The sequence below is a fragment of the Streptomyces sp. NPDC096013 genome (assembly GCF_044763565.1).
Taxonomy (GTDB): domain Bacteria; phylum Actinomycetota; class Actinomycetes; order Streptomycetales; family Streptomycetaceae; genus Streptomyces.
Genome location: NZ_JBIWGK010000001.1, coordinates 821,913 through 840,709, shown reverse-complemented (window position 1 = coordinate 840,709; position 18,797 = coordinate 821,913). Strand labels below are relative to the sequence as shown.

At 70.8% G+C, this 18,797-nt stretch carries 15 protein-coding genes; 3 read left to right on the top strand and 12 right to left on the bottom strand.

Annotated elements, in window-relative coordinates; all coding sequences use genetic code 11:
* Positions 1-71 precede the first annotated feature (71 nt).
* Together ACIRB1_RS03745 and ACIRB1_RS03740 are read right to left on the bottom strand one after the other, a co-directional pair.
* Positions 72-1,301 carry a serine hydrolase domain-containing protein gene (locus tag ACIRB1_RS03745; protein ID WP_352177448.1) on the bottom strand — a complete coding sequence of 410 codons (1,230 nt, stop codon included), beginning with the start codon at positions 1,299-1,301 and terminating at the stop codon, positions 72-74.
* A gap of 230 nt (positions 1,302-1,531) precedes the next feature.
* Positions 1,532-2,125, bottom strand: a complete 594-nt coding sequence (locus tag ACIRB1_RS03740) for a TetR/AcrR family transcriptional regulator (protein WP_352177447.1) — start codon at positions 2,123-2,125, stop codon at positions 1,532-1,534.
* Between the two features lie 85 nt (positions 2,126-2,210).
* Here ACIRB1_RS03740 and ACIRB1_RS03735 point away from each other — a divergent pair, with 85 nt between their 5' ends.
* Positions 2,211-2,666 (top strand): PPOX class F420-dependent oxidoreductase, encoded by a 456-nt coding sequence (locus tag ACIRB1_RS03735; protein ID WP_403464448.1) that lies wholly within the window; start codon positions 2,211-2,213, stop codon positions 2,664-2,666.
* A 324-nt stretch (positions 2,667-2,990) separates the two neighbouring features.
* Here ACIRB1_RS03735 and ACIRB1_RS03730 read toward each other — a convergent pair whose 3' ends face one another.
* On the bottom strand, positions 2,991-4,331 hold the full coding sequence (locus ACIRB1_RS03730; protein ID WP_403464447.1) for an MFS transporter: 1,341 nt from the start codon (positions 4,329-4,331) through the stop codon (positions 2,991-2,993).
* Positions 4,332-4,516: 185 nt separating this feature from the next.
* Positions 4,517-5,182: a TetR/AcrR family transcriptional regulator gene (locus ACIRB1_RS03725; protein WP_403464446.1), complete on the bottom strand. Its 666-nt coding sequence runs from the start codon at positions 5,180-5,182 to the stop codon at positions 4,517-4,519.
* A gap of 214 nt (positions 5,183-5,396) precedes the next feature.
* On the opposite strand from ACIRB1_RS03725, the gene ACIRB1_RS03720 reads away from it, so the two are divergent.
* Both ACIRB1_RS03720 and ACIRB1_RS03715 read left to right on the top strand, forming a co-directional pair.
* The gene (locus ACIRB1_RS03720; RefSeq protein WP_352178251.1) at positions 5,397-6,311 is read left to right on the top strand and encodes a shikimate dehydrogenase; all 915 of its coding nucleotides are present in this window, start codon (positions 5,397-5,399) and stop codon (positions 6,309-6,311) included.
* Between the two features lie 119 nt (positions 6,312-6,430).
* A complete protein-coding gene (locus ACIRB1_RS03715; RefSeq protein ID WP_352177443.1) occupies positions 6,431-8,272 on the top strand; it encodes a TIM barrel protein in 1,842 nt (613 codons plus the stop codon).
* Here ACIRB1_RS03715 and ACIRB1_RS03710 read toward each other — a convergent pair.
* The 8 genes from ACIRB1_RS03710 to tkt form a co-directional block, all read right to left on the bottom strand.
* Positions 8,259-9,722: a membrane-associated oxidoreductase gene (locus ACIRB1_RS03710; protein WP_352177442.1), complete on the bottom strand. Its 1,464-nt coding sequence runs from the start codon at positions 9,720-9,722 to the stop codon at positions 8,259-8,261. The two genes, ACIRB1_RS03715 and ACIRB1_RS03710, sit on opposite strands and share 14 nt — an antisense overlap.
* A 99-nt stretch (positions 9,723-9,821) precedes the next feature.
* On the bottom strand, positions 9,822-10,409 hold the full coding sequence (locus ACIRB1_RS03705; RefSeq protein WP_352177441.1) for a histidine phosphatase family protein: 588 nt from the start codon (positions 10,407-10,409) through the stop codon (positions 9,822-9,824).
* A gap of 7 nt (positions 10,410-10,416) precedes the next feature.
* On the bottom strand, positions 10,417-11,292 hold the full coding sequence (gnd, locus tag ACIRB1_RS03700; RefSeq protein WP_352178250.1) for a phosphogluconate dehydrogenase (NAD(+)-dependent, decarboxylating): 876 nt from the start codon (positions 11,290-11,292) through the stop codon (positions 10,417-10,419).
* Between the two features lie 5 nt (positions 11,293-11,297).
* Positions 11,298-12,971 (bottom strand): glucose-6-phosphate isomerase, encoded by a 1,674-nt coding sequence (gene pgi / locus ACIRB1_RS03695; protein WP_403464445.1) that lies wholly within the window; start codon positions 12,969-12,971, stop codon positions 11,298-11,300.
* Entirely contained in the window at positions 12,964-13,899 is a 936-nt protein-coding gene (opcA, locus tag ACIRB1_RS03690) for a glucose-6-phosphate dehydrogenase assembly protein OpcA (protein ID WP_352180958.1), read from the bottom strand. The genes pgi and opcA overlap by 8 nt, the downstream gene beginning before the upstream one ends.
* Positions 13,896-15,494 carry a glucose-6-phosphate dehydrogenase gene (gene zwf, locus ACIRB1_RS03685; protein WP_403464444.1) on the bottom strand — a complete coding sequence of 533 codons (1,599 nt, stop codon included), beginning with the start codon at positions 15,492-15,494 and terminating at the stop codon, positions 13,896-13,898. Before zwf ends, opcA begins: the two co-directional genes overlap by 4 nt.
* The gene (gene tal / locus ACIRB1_RS03680; RefSeq protein WP_403464443.1) at positions 15,491-16,666 is read right to left on the bottom strand and encodes a transaldolase; all 1,176 of its coding nucleotides are present in this window, start codon (positions 16,664-16,666) and stop codon (positions 15,491-15,493) included. The genes zwf and tal overlap by 4 nt, the downstream gene beginning before the upstream one ends.
* A 19-nt stretch (positions 16,667-16,685) precedes the next feature.
* On the bottom strand, positions 16,686-18,761 hold the full coding sequence (tkt, locus tag ACIRB1_RS03675) for a transketolase (protein ID WP_352180961.1): 2,076 nt from the start codon (positions 18,759-18,761) through the stop codon (positions 16,686-16,688).
* Positions 18,762-18,797 lie beyond the last annotated feature (36 nt).

The following is an 18,797-nucleotide window of genomic DNA, read 5'->3' as shown; positions in this document are numbered from 1 at the left end:
CGGGGCCGGGCCCCGGTCCGTGATGGACCGGACGGGCCTCGGCACGTGCCCGGCTCGTCGCACCGCTCGCCTCAGTCCGTGATCGCCTCGTGCACCAGCTGCTTCAGCTCGGGGATGATCTTCAGGGAGTGCTTGGGCCGCAGCTGGGTCATGAACTGCACGGTGAGGTCACGGCCCGGGTCCACCCAGAACGTGGTCGTGGCCGCGCCGCTCCATCCGAACGCGCCCAGTCCCATGGGGGATTGGGTGCGCTCGGGATCGATGACGACGGAGACGCTGAGGCCGAAGCCCATGCCGTCGTTGCCGGGCTCCTGGTGCGCGGGGCTGCCGAAGGCGCGCATGTCGGCGCCGCCGGGGAGGTGGTTGCTGGCCATGAGGTCGACCGTCTCGGGGGACAGCAGCCGTGTGCCGTCGAGTTCGCCCCGGCGGCGCAGGAACTCCGCGAACCGGTGCACGTCGTACGGGCTCGCCGCCATCCCGCCGCTCCCCGACAGGAACCGCGGCCGGCCGCCCCGCAGCGGCAGCCCGGCGATCGGCTCGATCCCGCCGCCGTCGGCGTCGCCGTACAACTCCGAGAGCCGGTCGGCCTTTTCGTCCGGGACCTGGAAACCGGCGTCCGGCATCCCGAGCGGACGGAAGATCCGCTCGGCGAAGAACTCGTCGAGCCGCTGCCCCGAGACCACCTCGACGACACGGCCGAGCACGTTCGAGGCGACGGAGTAGTTCCACTGCGTGCCCGGCTCGAACTGCAACGGCAGGCTCGCGTAGATGTCGATCGCCTCGGCGAGGTTCGCGCCGGGCGGCACGGACGACTCCAGGTGCGCGTCCCGGTACAGGGCGTCGACCGGGTGCGAGTGGTAGAACGCGAAGGTCATGCCCGAGGTGTGGGTCATCAGATGCCGGATCAGCATCGGCTGCTCCACCGGCCGCGTCTTCACCTCGGCGCCGGAGCCGCTGTCGTAGACCCGCATGTCCGCGAAGGCCGGCAGATGGTCGCCGACCGGGTCGTCCAGGGAGAGCTTGCCCTCCTCCATCAGGATCAGCGCGGCGACCGCCGTGACCGGCTTGGTCATGGAGTAGATCCGGTACAACGTGTCCGACGTGACCGGGAGTCGGGCCGCGACATCGCGGTGCCCGTGCGCGGTGAGGTGGGCGACGCGACCGCCGCGGGCCACGGACACCAGGAAGCCCGGCAGGCGCTCCACGTCGACGTAGTGGGCGAAGTGCTGGTCCAGGCGGTCCAGCGCCTTGTGATCCAGTCCGACCTCGTCCGGGTCGACCTCTTGTCGCAGTTGTGCCATGGCTCTCCTCCGAATTGCGTTCACGAGGTGGGGTCCCGCATACCCGGCCCCGGACACCTCGGAACTCATCGTCGCGCAGGAACACCTGCGCGGTCTCCTGTAACGGGGGGATGTGTGAGCGACGCGACTGTCCGCCCGGGCAGCACGGGACAGGCGAGAGCGCCGGTCAGAGCCACCGCGGCGAGCACGAGCAGGGCGAATCCTCGCCGGCGCGATCCGCCGGTGCGCCGTCATACGGCGGTCTCCGGGCCGAGGTGGGCGTCGAGGGCCGAGTGCAGCAGGGGGATGAAGTCGTCGGCACCGGTGGCGCGTTGGAGGCTGCCCCAGCGCCAGAGCTGGGCGACGCCGTGCAGGTTCGCCCACAGCGCGCCCGCGACCAGACGGGCGTCCAGGTCGGGACGGGCGCGGCCGACCAGCTCCACCAGGACCCCGAACAACGGCAGGCTGGTGTCCCGCAGCCCCAAGTGCCCGCTCTCCAGCAGATCGTGACGGAACATCAACGCGTACATGCCGGGGTTGTCGAGCGCGAACTCCAGATAGACGCGGCCCAGGGCTGTCAGTTGGGCACGCGGCTCCGTCCCGGCGTCCGCCAGGGTCTCCGCCGTCCGCTCGCCCAGCTGGGCGAAACCGCGCCGCGCGATGGCGGACAGCAGCTCCAGGTGGGTGGGGAAGTGGCGGCGGGGCGCGCCGTGCGAGACCCCGGCCCGCCGGGCGATCTCGCGCAGGGTGAGGGCCTGCGCGCCTTCCCTCGCGACCAGGTCGACGCCGACGTCGACGAGGCGGGCGCGGAGTCCTGCCGCTTCCGATGCTTCCGTGTCAGGCATGGACACCGTCTACCAGGTGCACGTAGACAGCGTCTACGGGCCGCCCACCGGGGAATGGCGGATGCGTCGAGCCCGTTGAACCGTCATGACCGAGAACACGGCACAAGACGACGCGGCACTCCTCCGGCTGCTCTCCGAGGGCCACGGCGGGGTCCTGGTGACCCTCAAGAGCGACGGCCGCCCCCAGCTGTCGAACGTCAGCCACGCCTACTACCCCGACGAGCGGATCATCCGGGTCTCCATCACCGACGACCGCGCCAAGACCCGCAACCTGCGCCGTGACCCCCGCGCCTCCTACCACGTGACCAGCGCCGACCGCTGGGCCTACACGGTCGCCGAGGGCACCGCCGACCTCCCCCCGGTCGCCGCCGACCCGCACGACGACACGGTCGAGGAACTCATCCGCCTCTACCGCGACGTCCTCGGCGAGCATTCCGACTGGGACGATTACCGCGCGGCGATGGTGCGGGACCGGCGGCTGGTGCTGCGGTTGCGGGTGGAGCGGGCGTACGGGATTCCGGTGGCGGACACGCGGAGTTGAGCGCGCCGCTCGACCGCCTTCCGCCCGGGTGATCGGGCTGGACGGTCAGGCCCCGGGCCCGCGTGCACCGGCCGCCCCTGAAATCGGCCGGGGCACGCGGAGACCCCTACTGGCGGCGCGGGGCGGTGAGCGCCTCGGCGTCACCCCGCGCACGCGGGTTCACGGGCGAGCCATCGGGGTGCCGTGCGGCAGCGCTGTTCTTTTCTGCTCGTTCCGGCCGATGTTCTTGCCCGAAACGTCATCTGTCAACCACGGGACGGAAGCCGGAACCCCCGGGCGACGTCATGAACGAGGCCCGGGGGAGCGGTGGTCGGGGTGCGACGGTCAGGCCGTCACCGTCTCCGGCTGGGACGCCTCGCGGGGCGAACGGGTGCCGAGCAGCTCCGTCGGGACCGCGCGGGTCTCGCGGGCCGAGACCGCCGCGATCACCGGCGGGACGCACAGGGCCGCCGTGAACAGCGCCACCGACGACCAGTCCGTGCCGTCCGGACCCGCGATCTGCGCGGCGAACGTCACCGCGAACCCGGCCACGGCGAAGCCGATCTGGGTGCCGATCGCCATGCCGGACAGCCGGACCCGGGTCGAGAACATCTCGCCGTAGAAGGAGGGCCAGACGCCGTTCGCGGCGCTGTAGACCACGCCGAAGGCGACGATGCCGAGGATCAGGGTGAGGGCGTAGGAGCCGGTCGAGATCGCCCAGAGGTAGAGGAACATCGTGATCGCGCTGCCGACCGCGCCGATCAGATACACCGGGCGGCGGCCGATGCGGTCGGAGAGCGTGGCCCACAGGGGGATCGCGGCGAGGGCGACGAGGTTGGCGAGCGCGCCCACCCACAGCATCGACGTACGGGACATGCCGACGGAGTCACTGGTCGCGTAGGCCAGCGCCCACACCGTGAAGATCGTGGAGACCGAGGCGATGAGCGCGCCCGCGATCACCCGCAGGACGTCCGCCCAGTGCTCGCGCAGCAGGACCACGAGCGGCAGTTTGACGACGCCCTCGGTCGCGGCCTGCTCGGCGAAGGCCGGCGTCTCCTGGAGGTTGCGGCGGATGAGGTATCCCGCGACCGCGACCAGCACGCTCGCCCAGAAGGGAACGCGCCACCCCCACGACAGCAGCTGCTTGTCCGGGAGTTGGGCCACGGCGAGGAACACGAGCGTCGCGATGAGCTGGCCGCCCTGGGTGCCGCCCAGCGTGAAACTGGTGAAGAAACCACGCCGGTCCGGCGGCGCGTGCTCCAGCGTCATCGAACTCGCGCTGGCCTGCTCGCCCGCCGCCGAGATGCCCTGGAGGACCCGGCACAGCACGAGCAGCACCGGTGCCAGGCCGCCTACTTGGGCCCGGGTGGGCAGACAGCCGATGAGGAACGTCGACAGGCCCATCAGCAGCAGCGTGAAGATCATGATCTTCTTGCGGCCGACCCGGTCGCCGAAGTGCCCGAGGAACAGCGCGCCGACCGGCCGGGCCGCGTAGGCGACACCGAAGGTCGCGAGGGAGAGCAGGGTCGCGGTCGCCGGGTCCGAGTCGTCGAAGAAGACCTTCGGGAAGATCAGGGCGGCGGCGCTGCCGTAGATGAAGAAGTCGTAGTACTCCAAGGCGCTGCCGATCCAGGCGGCAGTGGCCGCCTTTTTCGGCTGCCCGACGGCGTTGGCGGGGACGGACACGGCTTGCTCCTTCGGGGGAACTCCACCGTGGGCGGAGTGAGCGGAGACGGGGCGATGGGGAGCGGGGAGTGGGGGAGAGGTGGCGGCGCGGGTCGCGGCTAATTAACCCACTGGGTAGTTAGTCTCGGTGGGTAGGGATGTTGCGCCGACGTTTCCCGGCTGTCAAGAGGGGGCGTCCGGCGACTTCAGTCGGTCGCGCGCTCCGCCGTCAGATAGGCGATCACCATGTCGCCCAGCATGGTGCGGTAGTGCTCGCGCTGTGCCGGGGCCACCAGGTCGCGGCCGAAAAGGGCGCCGAAGGTGTGCCGGTTGGCGACCCGGAAGAAGCAGAAGGAGCTGATCATCGCGTGCAGGTCGACGGCGTCCACGTCGGCCGTGAACAGGCCGGATCTCTGCCCCGCCTCCAGGATGCGGCGGATCACGTCGAGAGCGGGCGAGCCGATCGTGCCGAGTTCCTCGGAGGCGGCGATGTGCTCGGCGCCGTGGATGTTCTCGATGGACACCAGGCGGATGAAGTCCGGGTGCTGCTCGTGGTGGTCGAAGGTCAGCTCGGCGAGCCGGCGGATGGCCGCGACCGGGTCCAGGTGCTCGACGTCCAGGCCGCGTTCGGCCTCGCGGATCACGCCGTAGGAGCGTTCCAGGACGGCGGTGAAGAGCTGTTCCTTGCCGCCGAAGTAGTAGTAGATCATCCGCTTGGTGGTGCGGGTGCGGGCGGCGATCTCGTCGACGCGGGCACCGTCGTAGCCGGCCCGGGCGAACTCGTGGGTGGCCACGTCGAGGATCTCGGCCTTGGTGCGGGCGGCGTCGCGGATCCGCCCGTTCGGTCGTGCCGGTTCTTCGACGCTGGTCATCGGGTTCCTTCGGGCGAGGGGCCAGTGCCGGTGATTGTAGAAGCCGGGTCCCCGCGGGAGGACGCCGAGTCGGTCGCCGGGGCTTCCCGTGGGACGTCGATGCTGGTATAGCTAACGTACTAGTTCGTACATTAGTGAGCCACTCAGGAGGGCCGCCGTGGCCGATGTCTTCAAGGACCCGTATGACGTCGAGGGTGCGGACGGCTCCGGGGCGGTGGGCGCGGAGGTCCCCGGGTTCGAGGGTGCGGGCGGCTCCGGGCGGTCGTATCTCGTCGGGCTGATCGGTTCCGGTATCGGGCCCTCCCTCAGTCCGGCCCTGCACGAGCGCGAGGCCGACCGGCAGGGGCTGCGCTATGTGTACCGGCTCATCGACATCGATGTGCTCGGCGTCGGCCCCGAGGCGGTGGGCGAACTGGTGCGCGCCGCCCGTGACATGGGCTTCGACGGGCTCAACATCACGCACCCCTGCAAACAGCTCGTCATCGAACACCTCGACGGACTCGCCCCGCAGGCCGCGGCGCTGGGCGCGGTCAACACCGTGGTCTTCGAGGCAGACGGGCGCGCGATCGGCCACAACACGGACGTCACCGGCTTCGCCGCCTCCTTCGCTCGCGGGCTGCCCGACGCGCCCATGGAACGTGTCGTCCAGCTGGGCGCGGGCGGCGCGGGCGCGGCCGTCGCGCATGCCACGCTCACCTTGGGCGCCGGGCGCGTCACCGTCGTGGACGCGCTGCCCGAACGCGCCACCGGCCTCGCCGACTCCCTGAACCGCCACTTCGGCCCCGGCCGCGCGACCGGCGCCACCCCCGACCGGCTCCCCGAACTGCTCGCCGCCGCCGACGGGATGGTCCACGCCACCCCCACCGGCATGGCCGCCCACCCCGGACTCCCCTTCCCCGCACGGCTGTTGCACCCCGGACTGTGGATCGCCGAGGTGGTCTACCGCCCACTGGAGACGCAACTCCTGCGCACCGCCCGCGCGTTGGGCTGCGCCACCCTGGACGGGGGCGGCATGGCGGTTTTCCAGGCGGCGGACGCGTTCCGCCTGTTCACCGGGCGGGAGCCCGACAGCGCGCGGATGCTCGCGGACATCGCGGGACTGGCCGGCGCCCTGCCCGCCCCCAAGTAGGACCTGCACGGCCCGAACAGACCCCGCCCGCAACCGACAGCGCCCCGCCCGCACCGAACAGAGCCCCACCCCCAGCACACCCCCACCCGTGCCCGCCATGGAATCAGCGAGGTACTCCGATGCGTACGTCCATCGCCACCGTCTCCCTCAGCGGCTCCCTCACCGAGAAGCTCACCGCGGCCTCACGGGCCGGCTTCGACGGCGTCGAGATCTTCGAGAACGACCTCCTCGCCAGCCCGCTCGCGCCCGAGGAGATCCGCGCCCGGTGCGCCGACCTCGGCCTGGCCATCGAGCTGTACCAGCCGATGCGGGACGTCGAGGCCGTGCCCGAGGGCGAGTTCGCGCGGAATCTGCGGCGCGCCCGGCACAAGTTCGAGCTGATGAGCAGGCTCGGTGCCGACACCGTCCTCGTCTGCTCCAGCGTGTCCCCGCTCGCCGAGGACGACGACGCGCTCGCCGCCGCCCAGCTGAGCCAACTCGCCGACCTCGCGCAGGAGTTCGGGGTCCGTGTCGCATACGAGGCGCTGGCCTGGGGGCGGCACGTCAGCACGTACGGCCACGCGTGGCGGATCGTCGAGGCGGCCGGTCACCCCGCGCTCGGCACCTGTCTCGACAGCTTTCACATCCTCTCCCGGGGCTCGGACCCGAAGGGCATCGCCGACATCCCCGGGGAGAAGATCTTCTTCCTCCAGCTCGCCGACGCCCCGCTGCTCGCGATGGACGTCCTGCAATGGAGCCGCCATTACCGGTGCTTCCCGGGGCAGGGCGGCTTCGACGTCGCCGGACTCGTACGGCAGGTCCTGAGCACCGGGTACGACGGGCCGCTCTCGCTGGAGATCTTCAACGACGTGTTCCGGCAGGCGGAGGCGGGCCCGACGGCGGTCGACGCCCAGCGCTCGCTGCTGGTCCTTCAGGAGACGGTCGGCCTCTGGGAGCCGCCCGCGCCGGTCGTCCCCACGGGCATTGCCTTCGCCGAACTCGTCACGCCCGACGCGGAACCCGTCACCGCCCTGCTCACCGCCCTCGGCTTCACCCGCACGGCCCGCCACCGCGGCAAACCGGTGGACCTGTGGCAGCAGGGCGAGGCCCGCATCCTGGTCAACACCGGCCCTGCCCTGCGCAGGGACGGCACCGCCCTCGCCGCGATCGGTCTGGAGTCCCCGGACCCGGAGGGCGCCGCCCGCCGCGCCGAGGCCCTCCTCGCGCCGGTCCTGCCCCGCCGCCGTACCCCCGAGGACGCCCGACTCGACGCCGTGGCCGCCCCGGACGGCACGGAACTCTTCTTCTGCGCACCGGACACCCCCGAACACCCCGGCTGGCGAGCCGACTTCGCCGACACCCCCGGCCAACTCCGGCAGGAAACCGGTGTTCAGCATCCCGCATCCGGCCAACTGCCCACCGCCACAGGCGTCCACCGCATCGACCACCTCGCCCTCACCCAGCCCTGGCACCAGTTCGACGAGGCGACGCTCTTCCATCGCAGCGTCCTCGGGCTCCAGGCGCAGGAGAGCGTCGACGTGGCCGACCCCTACGGCCTCTTGCGCAGCCGTGCCGTCACCACCCCCGACGGCAGCGTCCGGATCGCGCTGAGCGTCGGCGCGGCCCCGGGCGAGGACGGCGCCCACGCCCAGCACATCGCCCTCGCGACCGACGACGTGGTCGCCGCGGCCCGCCGCTTCCGTGACGCCGGTGGCCGGCTGCTGCGCATCCCCGCGAACTACTACGACGACCTCGCGGCCCGATTCGACTTCGCCGAGGGCGAGTTGGAGACGTACCAGGACCTCGGCATCCTCTACGACCGGGACGCGGGCGGCGCGTTCCGGCACTGCTACACCCGGACGGTCGGCCGGGTCTTCTTCGAACTGGTCCAGCGTGAGGCGGGCTACCGGGGCTACGGCGCCCAGAACGCGCCGGTGCGCCTGGCCGCCCAGCACACCGCGAAGCGTCTCACTGGCGGCTGACGGTCCTCGTCACGCCGGTGACGACCGTCGTGGCCAGGATCCAGCCGGTGATGATCAGGCCGTAGGCGAGGTACTGGTACCAGCCGTCCGGCGCGAACGCCTCCTCCTGCCCGAAGGAGATCACCGGGAGCAGCAGGTCGAGGGTGTAGAACACCGGGTTGAAGTGCGGGGCCTCGGACGCCTTCAGGGCGTGCGGGTGGTGCAGGCCGTAGGCGAGGGAGCCGATCGCCAGCAGCGACAGCAGCCAGGCGCAGGCGCGCAGCGGACGGAAGCCGTAGCCGACGGTGGCGTCCTGGACGTAGCCCCACACGCGGCCGTACCAGGGGCGCGTGCCGCGCACCCGGCGCTGCTTGGCGAGTTGCACGCGCCGGGCGGCCTGGTCGTCGCCGACGCGGCGGTAGGCGGCGGCCAACTCCTCGTAGGCGTGCGGGACATAGCCGTCGCCGTCGCGTTCCAGCATGGTCAGCCTGCGCTCGGCGGGTTCGTGGGGGATGAGCGAGGTGTAGGCGAGGCTGGTGAGGAAGACCTGCTCCGGGAGGACCCGCGGCTCCAGCAGCAGCACGTCGATCTGGGCGTTGCGCAGCACGACCGCGCCCCGGACGGGCGGGCTCTCGCGCAGCCAGAGTTCGCCCATGGTGGTGCTGGACGCCAGCAGCGCGGAACCGCCGGGGTTGGCCAGGCTCGTGTACGACAGGTCCAGCCGGCCCGCGATGCGTGCGCCGCGCAGTCCGACCCAGCCCTCCACCCGGGCCTCCCGCAGCAGGAAGTTGCCCTCCACGGCGAGGACTTCGGCGTCGACGGCGGAGTCCCCGGGGTTGCGGAAGTCCACCGTGTTGAAGTGGACGGACCCGGCGACGCTCGCGCCGCTGAGCCGTATCTGCCCCCGGGTGCGCAGCCCGGTCGCCCGCAGATCGTCGCCCACGGCGGCCTGGTTGAGCTGGAGCACGGGCTCCTCGGCGTCCGGGGCGATGATCTCCGAGCCCTCCATGAACAGGCTCCCGGCGATCTTCGCCCCGGCCAGCCGCACCACCCCGCCGAACCGCGACCGGGTCAGCCGCAGCACGCCGTCGACCCGCATCGCGTGGGCGGTGAGACCGGGCAGCACCGAGTCGCCGAAGTTGAGTTCGCGCAGTCGGGAGGCGTAGAAGCGGGGCACGTCGTCGAAGTGGCAGTACCGCAGCCGGACGGGCTGGTCGATCGTCGCGTACTGAAGATCGAGCCTGCCGGTGATCCGGGCGCCCGCCAGGCTCAGCGACGCTATCTCCCCCGCTTCCCTGGGACCGTTGAGCAGCAGGGCCCGCAACACGTGGGCGCGGACGGTCCGTTCGGGGCCCCAGGTGGCGCCGAGGGCCACGTCCTCGTCGTCCGCCGTGCGGAAGTCCACGGACTCGCCCAACGGGAAGGCACGCCACACCTGTTCCTCGGCCGGTGTCAGCTCGTTGATCTCCATCAGGCGGGACTCTAGCCGGGGCGGGCGCGCGGGCACAGGGACGGCGACGGCCCGGACCGCACGTCAACGTGTGGTCCGGGCCGTGGAGTTGTGCCGCTGTTACGGCCGGGTGTTCCACTCCGCGATCACCGGGCGGTCGTGCTCGGTGGACAGTCGGCTGACCGTGCCGGTCGCCAGCTGGAACAGGCGGCCGTCCGCCGCGGGCAGGCCCAGCCGGCGGGCGGTGAGGACGCGCAGGAAGTGGGCGTGGGCCACGAGGATCACGTCGCCGTCCGCCAGCGAGGCGTCCACCCGCTTCAGGACGCGGTCGGCGCGGGCGCCGATCTCGTCCGGGGACTCGCCGGGGTGTCCGGCGGGGCCTGGGGGCACCCCGTCGGTCCACAGGTACCAGTCGGGGCGGGTGCGGTGGATGTCGACGGTGGTGACGCCCTCGTAGGCGCCGTAGTCCCACTCGTGCAGCTCGGGGTCGGGTGTGGCCCCGGTGATGCCCGCGAGTTCGGCGGTGCGTATCGCGCGGCCGAGCGGGCTGGTCAGTGCGAGAGCGAAGGCCCGGCCCGAGAGGAGCGGAGCGAGGGACTTGGCCTGTTCCTCGCCGTGCTCGGTGAGGGGCAGGTCGGTCCAGCTGGTGTGCTGGCCCGACACGCTCCACTCCGTCTCGCCGTGGCGGACCAGCAGAAGATCCCCCACGGCGCGCCTACTTGGACTCGACGGCGTGGCCGCCGAACTGGTTGCGCAGCGCGGCGACCATCTTCATCTGCGGCGAGTCGTCCTGACGCGAGGCGAACCGCGCGAACAGGGAGGCCGTGATCGCGGGCAGCGGTACGGCGTTGTCGATGGCCGCCTCGACGGTCCAGCGGCCCTCGCCGGAGTCCTCCGCGTAGCCCTTGAGCTTGTCCAGGTGCTCGTCGCCGTCGAGGGCGTTGACCGCGAGGTCCAGCAGCCACGAGCGGATGACGGTGCCCTCCTGCCAGGAGCGGAATACCTCACGGACGTCCGTGACGGAGTCGACCTTCTCCAGCAGCTCCCAGCCCTCGGCGTAGGCCTGCATCATGGCGTACTCGATGCCGTTGTGGACCATCTTCGAGAAGTGGCCCGCACCGACCTTGCCGGCGTGGACGAAGCCGAAGTCGCCCTCGGGCTTGAGGGCGTCGAAGACCGGCTGGACCTTCGCGATGTTCTCGGCGTCGCCGCCGACCATCAGCGCGTAGCCGTTCTGGAGGCCCCAGACGCCGCCCGAGACGCCCGCGTCGACGAAGCCGATGCCCTTGGCGCCCAGCTCCTCGGCGTGCTTCTCGTCGTCCGTCCAGCGGGAGTTGCCGCCGTCCACGATGACATCGCCGGGCTGGAGCAGCTCGCCCAGCTCGTCGACGACCGACTGGGTCGGGGCGCCTGCCGGGACCATCACCCACACCACGCGCGGCGCTTCGAGCTTGTCGACCAGTTCGGCCAGGCCGCTCACGTCGGAAACCTCGGGGTTGCGGTCGTAGCCGATGACGGTGTGGCCCGCGCGGCGGATGCGCTCGCGCATGTTGCCGCCCATCTTGCCGAGGCCGATCAGACCCAATTGCATCGCTGTCATGTCAGCTTCACTTCCTGAGAATCCTGGGAATTACGGAGCGCCCGGTAAGAGGCCACGAGCGCGGTGGTGGAGGGGTCGAGGCCGGGGACGTCGGTGCCTTCGGTGAGGGCGGGTTCGACGCGTTTGGCGAGGACCTTGCCGAGTTCGACGCCCCACTGGTCGAAGGAGTCGATGTTCCAGACCGCGCCCTGGACGAACACCTTGTGCTCGTACAGTGCGATCAGCTGCCCGAGCACGGACGGGGTCAGCTCGCGGGCCAGGATCGTCGTCGTGGGGTGGTTGCCCCGGAACGTCTTGTGCGGCACCAGTTCCTCGGGCACGCCCTCCGCGCGGACCTCGTCCGGTGTCTTGCCGAACGCCAGCGCCTGGGTCTGGGCGAAGAAGTTGGCCATCAGCAGGTCGTGCTGCGCCTTGAGAGCCTCGCTCAGCTCACCGACCGGACTGGCGAAGCCGATGAAGTCCGCCGGGATCAGTTTCGTGCCCTGGTGGATGAGCTGGTAGTAGGCGTGCTGACCGTTGGTGCCCGGGGTGCCCCACACCACCGGGCCGGTCTGCCACTCCACCGGACTGCCGTCCCGGTCCACGGACTTGCCGTTGGACTCCATGTCCAGCTGCTGCAAGTAGGCCGTGAACTTGGAGAGATAGTGGCTGTAGGGCAGCACCGCGTGCGACTGGGCGTCGTGGAAGTTGCCGTACCAGACACCCAGCAGGCCCAGCAGCAACGGTGCGTTGGACTCGGCGGGGGCGGTGCGGAAGTGCTCGTCGACGAGGTGGAAGCCATCGAGCATCTCCCGGAAGCGGTCCGGGCCCACAGCGATCATCAGGGAGAGACCGATCGCCGAGTCGAAGGAGTAGCGTCCCCCGACCCAGTCCCAGAACTCGAACATGTTGTCCGTGTCGATACCGAACTCCGACACCTTCCCGGCGTTCGTCGACAGCGCCACGAAGTGCCGGGCGACGGCGTCCTGGCCGGCCTTCAGCTCGGTCAGGAGCCAGTCCCGGGCGGAGGTCGCGTTGGTGATCGTCTCGATCGTGGTGAACGTCTTGGAGGCGATGATGAACAGCGTCTCGGCCGGGTCGAGGTCACGGGTGGCCTCGTGCAGGTCGGCGCCGTCCACGTTCGACACGAACCGGACCGTCAGATCCCGGTCCGTGAACGCGCGCAGCGCCTCGTAGGCCATCGCCGGGCCGAGGTCGGAGCCGCCGATGCCGATGTTGACGATGTTCTTGATGCGCCTGCCGGTGTGGCCGGTCCACTCGCCCGAGCGGACCCGGTCCGCGAAGCCGGCCATCTTGTCGAGGACGGCGTGGACCTGGGGCACCACGTTCTCGCCGTCGACCTCGACCACCGCGTCCCGCGGGGCACGCAGGGCGGTGTGCAGGACCGCGCGGTCCTCCGTGACGTTGATCTTCTCCCCGCGGAACATGGCATCCCGGAGACCGAACACATCCGTCGCGGCGGCCAGTTCCTGGAGCAGGGCGAGGGTCTCGTCCGTGATCAGGTGCTTGGAGTAGTCGATGCGCAGGTCGCCGACGGTGACGACGTACCGCTTCGCGCGCTCCGGGTCCGCGGCGAACAACTCACGCAGCTGCGGGTTCAGTTCGGCCGCGCGGTGGTCCTCCAGCGCGGTCCACTCCGGCCGCCGGGTGAGCTTGGGGGAGTCAGGCATGACGGGCGGTCTCCTTGGTGCCCTCGGCCCGCAGGGCGATGGCGTACATCTCGTCGGCGTCGAGGCGCCGCAGCTCCTCGGCGATCAGTTCGGAGGTGGTGCGGACCTTCAGCGCGAGGGTGCGGGAGGGCTGACCGGGCAGGGACAGCGTGGCCAGCGGGCCCTCGGGGCGGTCGATGACGACCTCGCCGGCCGCGGTGCCCAGCCGGACGGCCGTGATGACCGGTCCCGCCGTGACCACACGGTCGATCTTCACCTTGAGGCGGGCCTCCAGCCAGCGGGCCAGCAGCTCGGCGGCCGGGTTGTCCGCCTCGCTCTCCACGGCACCCGAGGTGATCTTGGACTTGGCCTGGTCGAGGGCCGCCGCCAGCATCGAGCGCCACGGCGTCAGCCGGGTCCAGGCGAGGTCGGTGTCGCCGGGCGCGTAGGAACGGGCCCGGGAGTCCAGCGCCACCAGCGGGTCCGACGCCGCGTACAGGTCGGTGATCCGGCGCTGCGCGAGGGCGCCCAGCGGGTCCTTCGCCGGGACCTCGGGGGCGTCCCCGGGCCACCAGACGACGACCGGCGCGTCCGGCAGCAGCAGCGGCAGCACCACGGAGTCGGCGTGGTCGGACACCTCGCCGTAGGTCCGCAGGATGACCGTCTCGCCGGTGCCCGCGTCCGCACCCACCCGGACCTCGGCGTCGAGGTGCGAGTTGGTGCGGTCGCGCGGGGTGCGGGCGTGCCGCTTGATGACGACCAGGGTGCGCGAGGGGTGCTCGTGCGAGGCCTCCTCGGCCGCCTTGATCGAGTCGTAGGCGTTCTCCTCGTCCGTGACGATGACCATCGTCAGGACCATGCCCACGGCCGGGGTGCCGATGTCGCGGCGTCCCTGCACCAACGCCTTGTTGATCTTGCTTGCCGTGGTGTCGCTCAGGTCGATCTTCATGGCCTGCGCCAGCTCCGTCCGTCTCGTGCGAGCATCTCGTCCGCCTCCTCGGGGCCCCAACTGCCCGAGGAGTACTGCGCGGGCCTGCCGTGCTGTGCCCAGTACTCCTCGATCGGGTCGAGGATCTTCCAGGACTCTTCCACTTCCTGGTGGCGCGGGAACAGGTTGGCGTCGCCGAGCAGCACATCCAGGATGAGCCGCTCGTACGCCTCCGGGCTCGACTCCGTGAACGACTCGCCGTAGGCGAAGTCCATGGACACGTCCCGGATCTCCATCGAGGTGCCCGGCACCTTCGAGCCGAACCGGACCGTCATGCCCTCGTCGGGCTGGACGCGGATGACGATCGCGTTCTGGCCCAGCTCCTCGGTGGCGTTGGAGTCGAAGGGGGAGTGCGGGGCGCGCTTGAAGACGACCGCGATCTCGGTGACGCGGCGGCCGAGGCGCTTGCCGGTGCGCAGATAGAAGGGGATGCCCGCCCAGCGGCGGTTGTCGACCTCCAGCTTGACGGCCGCGTAGGTGTCGGTCTTCGACTGCGGGTCGATGCCGTCCTCCTGGAGGTAGCCGACGACCTTCTCGCCGCCCTGCCAGCCCTCCGCGTACTGCCCGAACACCGTGTGCTCGCCCAGCTTCTCGGGCAGCCGCACCGACTTGAGCACCTTGAGCTTCTCGGTGAGCAGCGCCTCCTCGTCGAAGGCGATCGGCTCCTCCATGGCGGTCAGCGCCATCAGCTGGAGCAGGTGGTTCTGGATGACGTCTCGGGCGGCGCCGATGCCGTCGTAGTAGCCGGCCCGGCCGCCGATGCCGATGTCCTCGGCCATGGTGATCTGCACGTGGTCCACGAAGGACCGGTTCCAGATCGGCTCGTACATCTGGTTGGCGAAGCGGAGCGCCAGGATGTTCTGGACGGTCTCCTTGCCGAGGTAGTGGTCGATGCGGAACACCTGGTCCGGGGCGAACACCTCGTGCACGATCTTGTTCAGCTCACGCGCGCTCTTCAGGTCGCGGCCGAACGGCTTCTCGATGACCGCGCGCCGCCAGGAACCCTCCGGCGCGTCCGCGAGCCCGTGCTTCTTCAGCTGCTTGACGACCTTCGGGAAGAACTTCGGCGGTACGGAGAGGTAGAACGCGTAGTTGCCGCTGGTACCGCGTGAGGTGTCCAACTCGTCGACGGCCGCGCGCAGTTGCTTGAACGCGGTGTCGTCGTCGAAGTCGCCGGGGATGAACCGCATGCCCTCGGCGAGCTGCTGCCAGACCTCCTCGCGGAACTCGGTCCGCGCGTGCTCGCGCACCGAGTCGTGGACCACCTGCGCGAAGTCCTGGTCCTCCCAGTCGCGCCGGGCGAACCCGACGAGGGAGAAGCCCGGCGGCAGCATCCCGCGGTTGGCCAGGTCGTAGACGGCCGGCATCAGCTTCTTGCGGGACAGGTCGCCGGTGACACCGAAGATGACCAGCCCGGACGGGCCCGCGATCCGGGGGAGCCGGCGGTCGCGCTCGTCCCGCAGCGGGTTGTCCCAGCCGGCGGTCAGGGCGTCGGTGATCTCCTCGACGGTCAGCTCCTGCGCGGCCGGATTCGTGGTGGGAAGGTCCTCGCTCATTCCCCGTCGACCCCCTTGCCGTTCAGCGACTTCGCGACGGCGTCCAGCAGGTCCTGCCAGGCCGCCTCGAACTTGGCGACGCCCTCGTCCTCCAGCTGCTTGACGACGACGTCGTACGGGATACCCAGCCGCTCCACGGCGTCCAGGTCGGCGCGGGCCTGCGCGTAGCCGCCGGTCACCGTGTCGCCGTGGATGTCACCGTGGTCGGCGGTGGCGTTCAGCGTCGCCTCCGGCATGGTGTTGACCGTGCCGGGCGCGACCAGCTCGTCGACGTACAGGGTGTCCTTGTACGACGGGTCCTTCACGCCGGTCGAGGCCCACAGGGGGCGCTGCTTGTTGGCCCGCGCGCCGGCGAGAGCGGTCCAGCGGTCACCGGAGAAGACCTCTTCGTAGGCCTCGTAGGCGAGCCGCGCGTTGGCGAGGGCGGCCTTGCCCTTGAGGGCGAGGGCCTCTGCCCCGGCGCCGGAAGCCTGGGAGGTGTCCCCGGTGGCGAGCGCGGTCAGGCGCTTGTCGATCTCGGAGTCGACGCGGGAGACGAAGAAGGAGGCCACGGAGTGGATGGTCGCCAGGTCGATGCCCGCCGCGCGGGCCTTCTCCAGGCCGGCCAGGTAGGCGTCCATCACCTCGCGGTAGCGCTCCAGGGAGAAGATCAGCGTGACGTTGACGCTGATGCCCCGGCCGATGACCTCGGTGATGGCCGGGAGACCGGCCTGCGTCGCCGGGATCTTGATCATCACGTTGGGGCGGTCCACCAGCCAGGAGAGCTGCTTGGCCTCGGCGATCGTCGCCTCGGTGTCGTGGGCGAGGCGCGGGTCGACCTCGATGGAGACCCGGCCGTCCCGGCCGTCGGTCGCGTCGTACACGGGGCGCAGGATGTCGGCGGCGGCGCGGACGTCGGCGGTGGTCATCATCCGTACGGCCTCTTCGACCGTCACCTTGCGCACGGCCAGGTCGGCGAGCTGCTCCTCGTAGCCCTCGCCGGAGCCGATGGCGGCCTGGAAGATCGAGGGGTTGGTGGTGACACCGACGACGTTCCTGGTGTCGACGAGCTCGGCGAGGTTGCCGGACTCGATCCGCTTGCGCGACAGGTCGTCCAGCCAGATGGAGACGCCCTCGTCGGACAGGCGCTTGAGAGCTCCCGCGGTCGCGGTCACTTCGGTCACTGTGATCATCTTCTTTCTGGCGATCGGATCAACCGCGCGCGGCGGCAAGGGATTCCCGGGCGGCGGCGGCGACGTTCTCGGCCGTGAAACCGAACTCGGCGAACAGGGTCTTGGCATCGGCGGAGGCGCCGAAGTGTTCGAGGGAGACGATGCGGCCTGCGTCACCTGTGAACCGGTACCACGTGAGACCGATCCCGGCCTCGACCGCAACGCGGGCCTTCACTGACGGCGGAAGGACACGGTCGCGGTACTCGCGCGACTGCTCCTCGAACCACTCCACGGACGGCATCGACACCACCCGGGTACCCACGCCCTCGGCTTCCAGCCGCTCCCGCGCCTCGACGGCGAGGTGCACCTCGGAACCGGTCGCGATCAGCACGACGTCGGGGGTCTCGGTGGAGGAGTCCTTGAGCACGTAACCGCCGCGCGCCGCATCGGGGTCGGGCGCGTAGGTCGGCACACCCTGACGGGTCAGCGCGAGACCGTGCGGGGCGGGCTTCGTGGCGTGCCGCCTGAGGATCTCGGCCCAGGCGATGGCCGTCTCGTTGGCGTCGGCGGGGCGCACGATGTTCAGGCCCGGGATGGCGCGCAGCGAGGCGAGGTGCTCGACCGGCTGGTGGGTGGGGCCGTCCTCGCCGAGACCGATCGAGTCGTGCGTCCAGACGTACGTCACCGGCAGCTGCATCAGCGCGGACAGGCGCACGGCGTTGCGCATGTAGTCGGAGAACACCAGGAAGGTGCCGCCGTAGACACGGGTGTTGCCGTGCAGGGCGATCCCGTTCATCTCGGCCGCCATCGAGTGCTCGCGGATACCGAAGTGGATCGTACGGCCGTACGGGTCGGCCTCCGGCAGCGGGTTGCCCGCCGGGAGGAAGGACGACGTCTTGTCGATGGTGGTGTTGTTCGAGCCGGCCAGGTCGGCGGAGCCGCCCCACAGCTCGGGCAGGACCGTCCCCAGGGCCTGGAGGACCTTGCCGGAGGCGGCGCGGGTGGCGACGGAGGAGCCTTCCTCGAAGACCGGCAGGGACTGCTCCCAGCCCTCGGGGAGCTGGCCCGCGACGATCCGGTCGAAGAGCCTCGCCCGCTCGGGCTGGGCGCCGCGCCACTTGTCGATCCGCTTGTCCCAGGCGGAGTGCGCCTCGGCGCCCCGGTCCAGGGCCCTGCGGCTGTGCGCGAGGACCTCGTCGGCGACCTCGAAGGACTGCTCCGGGTCGAAGCCGAGGACGCGCTTGGTGGCGGCGATCTCCTCGGCGCCGAGCGCGGAGCCGTGGGAGGCCTCGGTGTTCTGCGCGTTCGGGGCGGGCCAGGCGATGATCGTGCGCATCGCGATGATCGAGGGGCGCCCGGTCTCCGCCTGCGCCGTCCTGAGCGCCGTGTACAGCGCGTGGGGGTCGATGTCGCCGTCGGCGGCGGGCTCGATGCGCTGGGTGTGCCAGCCGTAGGCCTCGTACCGCTTGAGGACGTCCTCGGAGAAGGCGGTCGCGGTGTCGCCCTCGATGGAGATGTGGTTGTCGTCGTAGACGAAGACGAGGTTGCCGAGCTTCTGGTGGCCGGCGAGCGAGGAGGCCTCGGCGGAGATGCCCTCCTCCAGGTCGCCGTCGGAGACGATCGCCCAGATCGTGTGGTCGAAGGGCGACTCGCCCTCGGGGGCCTCGGGGTCGAACAGGCCGCGCTCGTAGCGGGCGGCCATGGCCATGCCCACCGCGTTGGCGACGCCCTGGCCCAGCGGTCCTGTCGTGGTCTCCACACCGGCCGTGTGCCCGTACTCGGGGTGACCAGGCGTCTTCGACCCGTGCGTGCGGAACGCCTTCAGGTCGTCCAGCTCCAACTCGTACCCGGCGAGGTACAGCTGCGTGTACAGCGTCAGCGAGGTGTGGCCGGGGGAGAGGACGAAGCGGTCACGGCCGGTCCACTCGGGATCCGCGGGGTCGTGACGCATCACCTTCTGAAAGATCGTGTACGCGGCAGGAGCCAGTGCCATCGCGGTGCCCGGGTGACCGTTGCCGACCTTCTGGACCGCGTCAGCGGCCAGGATGCGGGCGGTGTCGACGGCGCGACGGTCGAGGTCGGTCCACTCGAAGCTGTCAGGTGTGTGCGCGTTCATCTTCAAGAAGTCCTCGGTAAGAGCGGCAGAACTGCT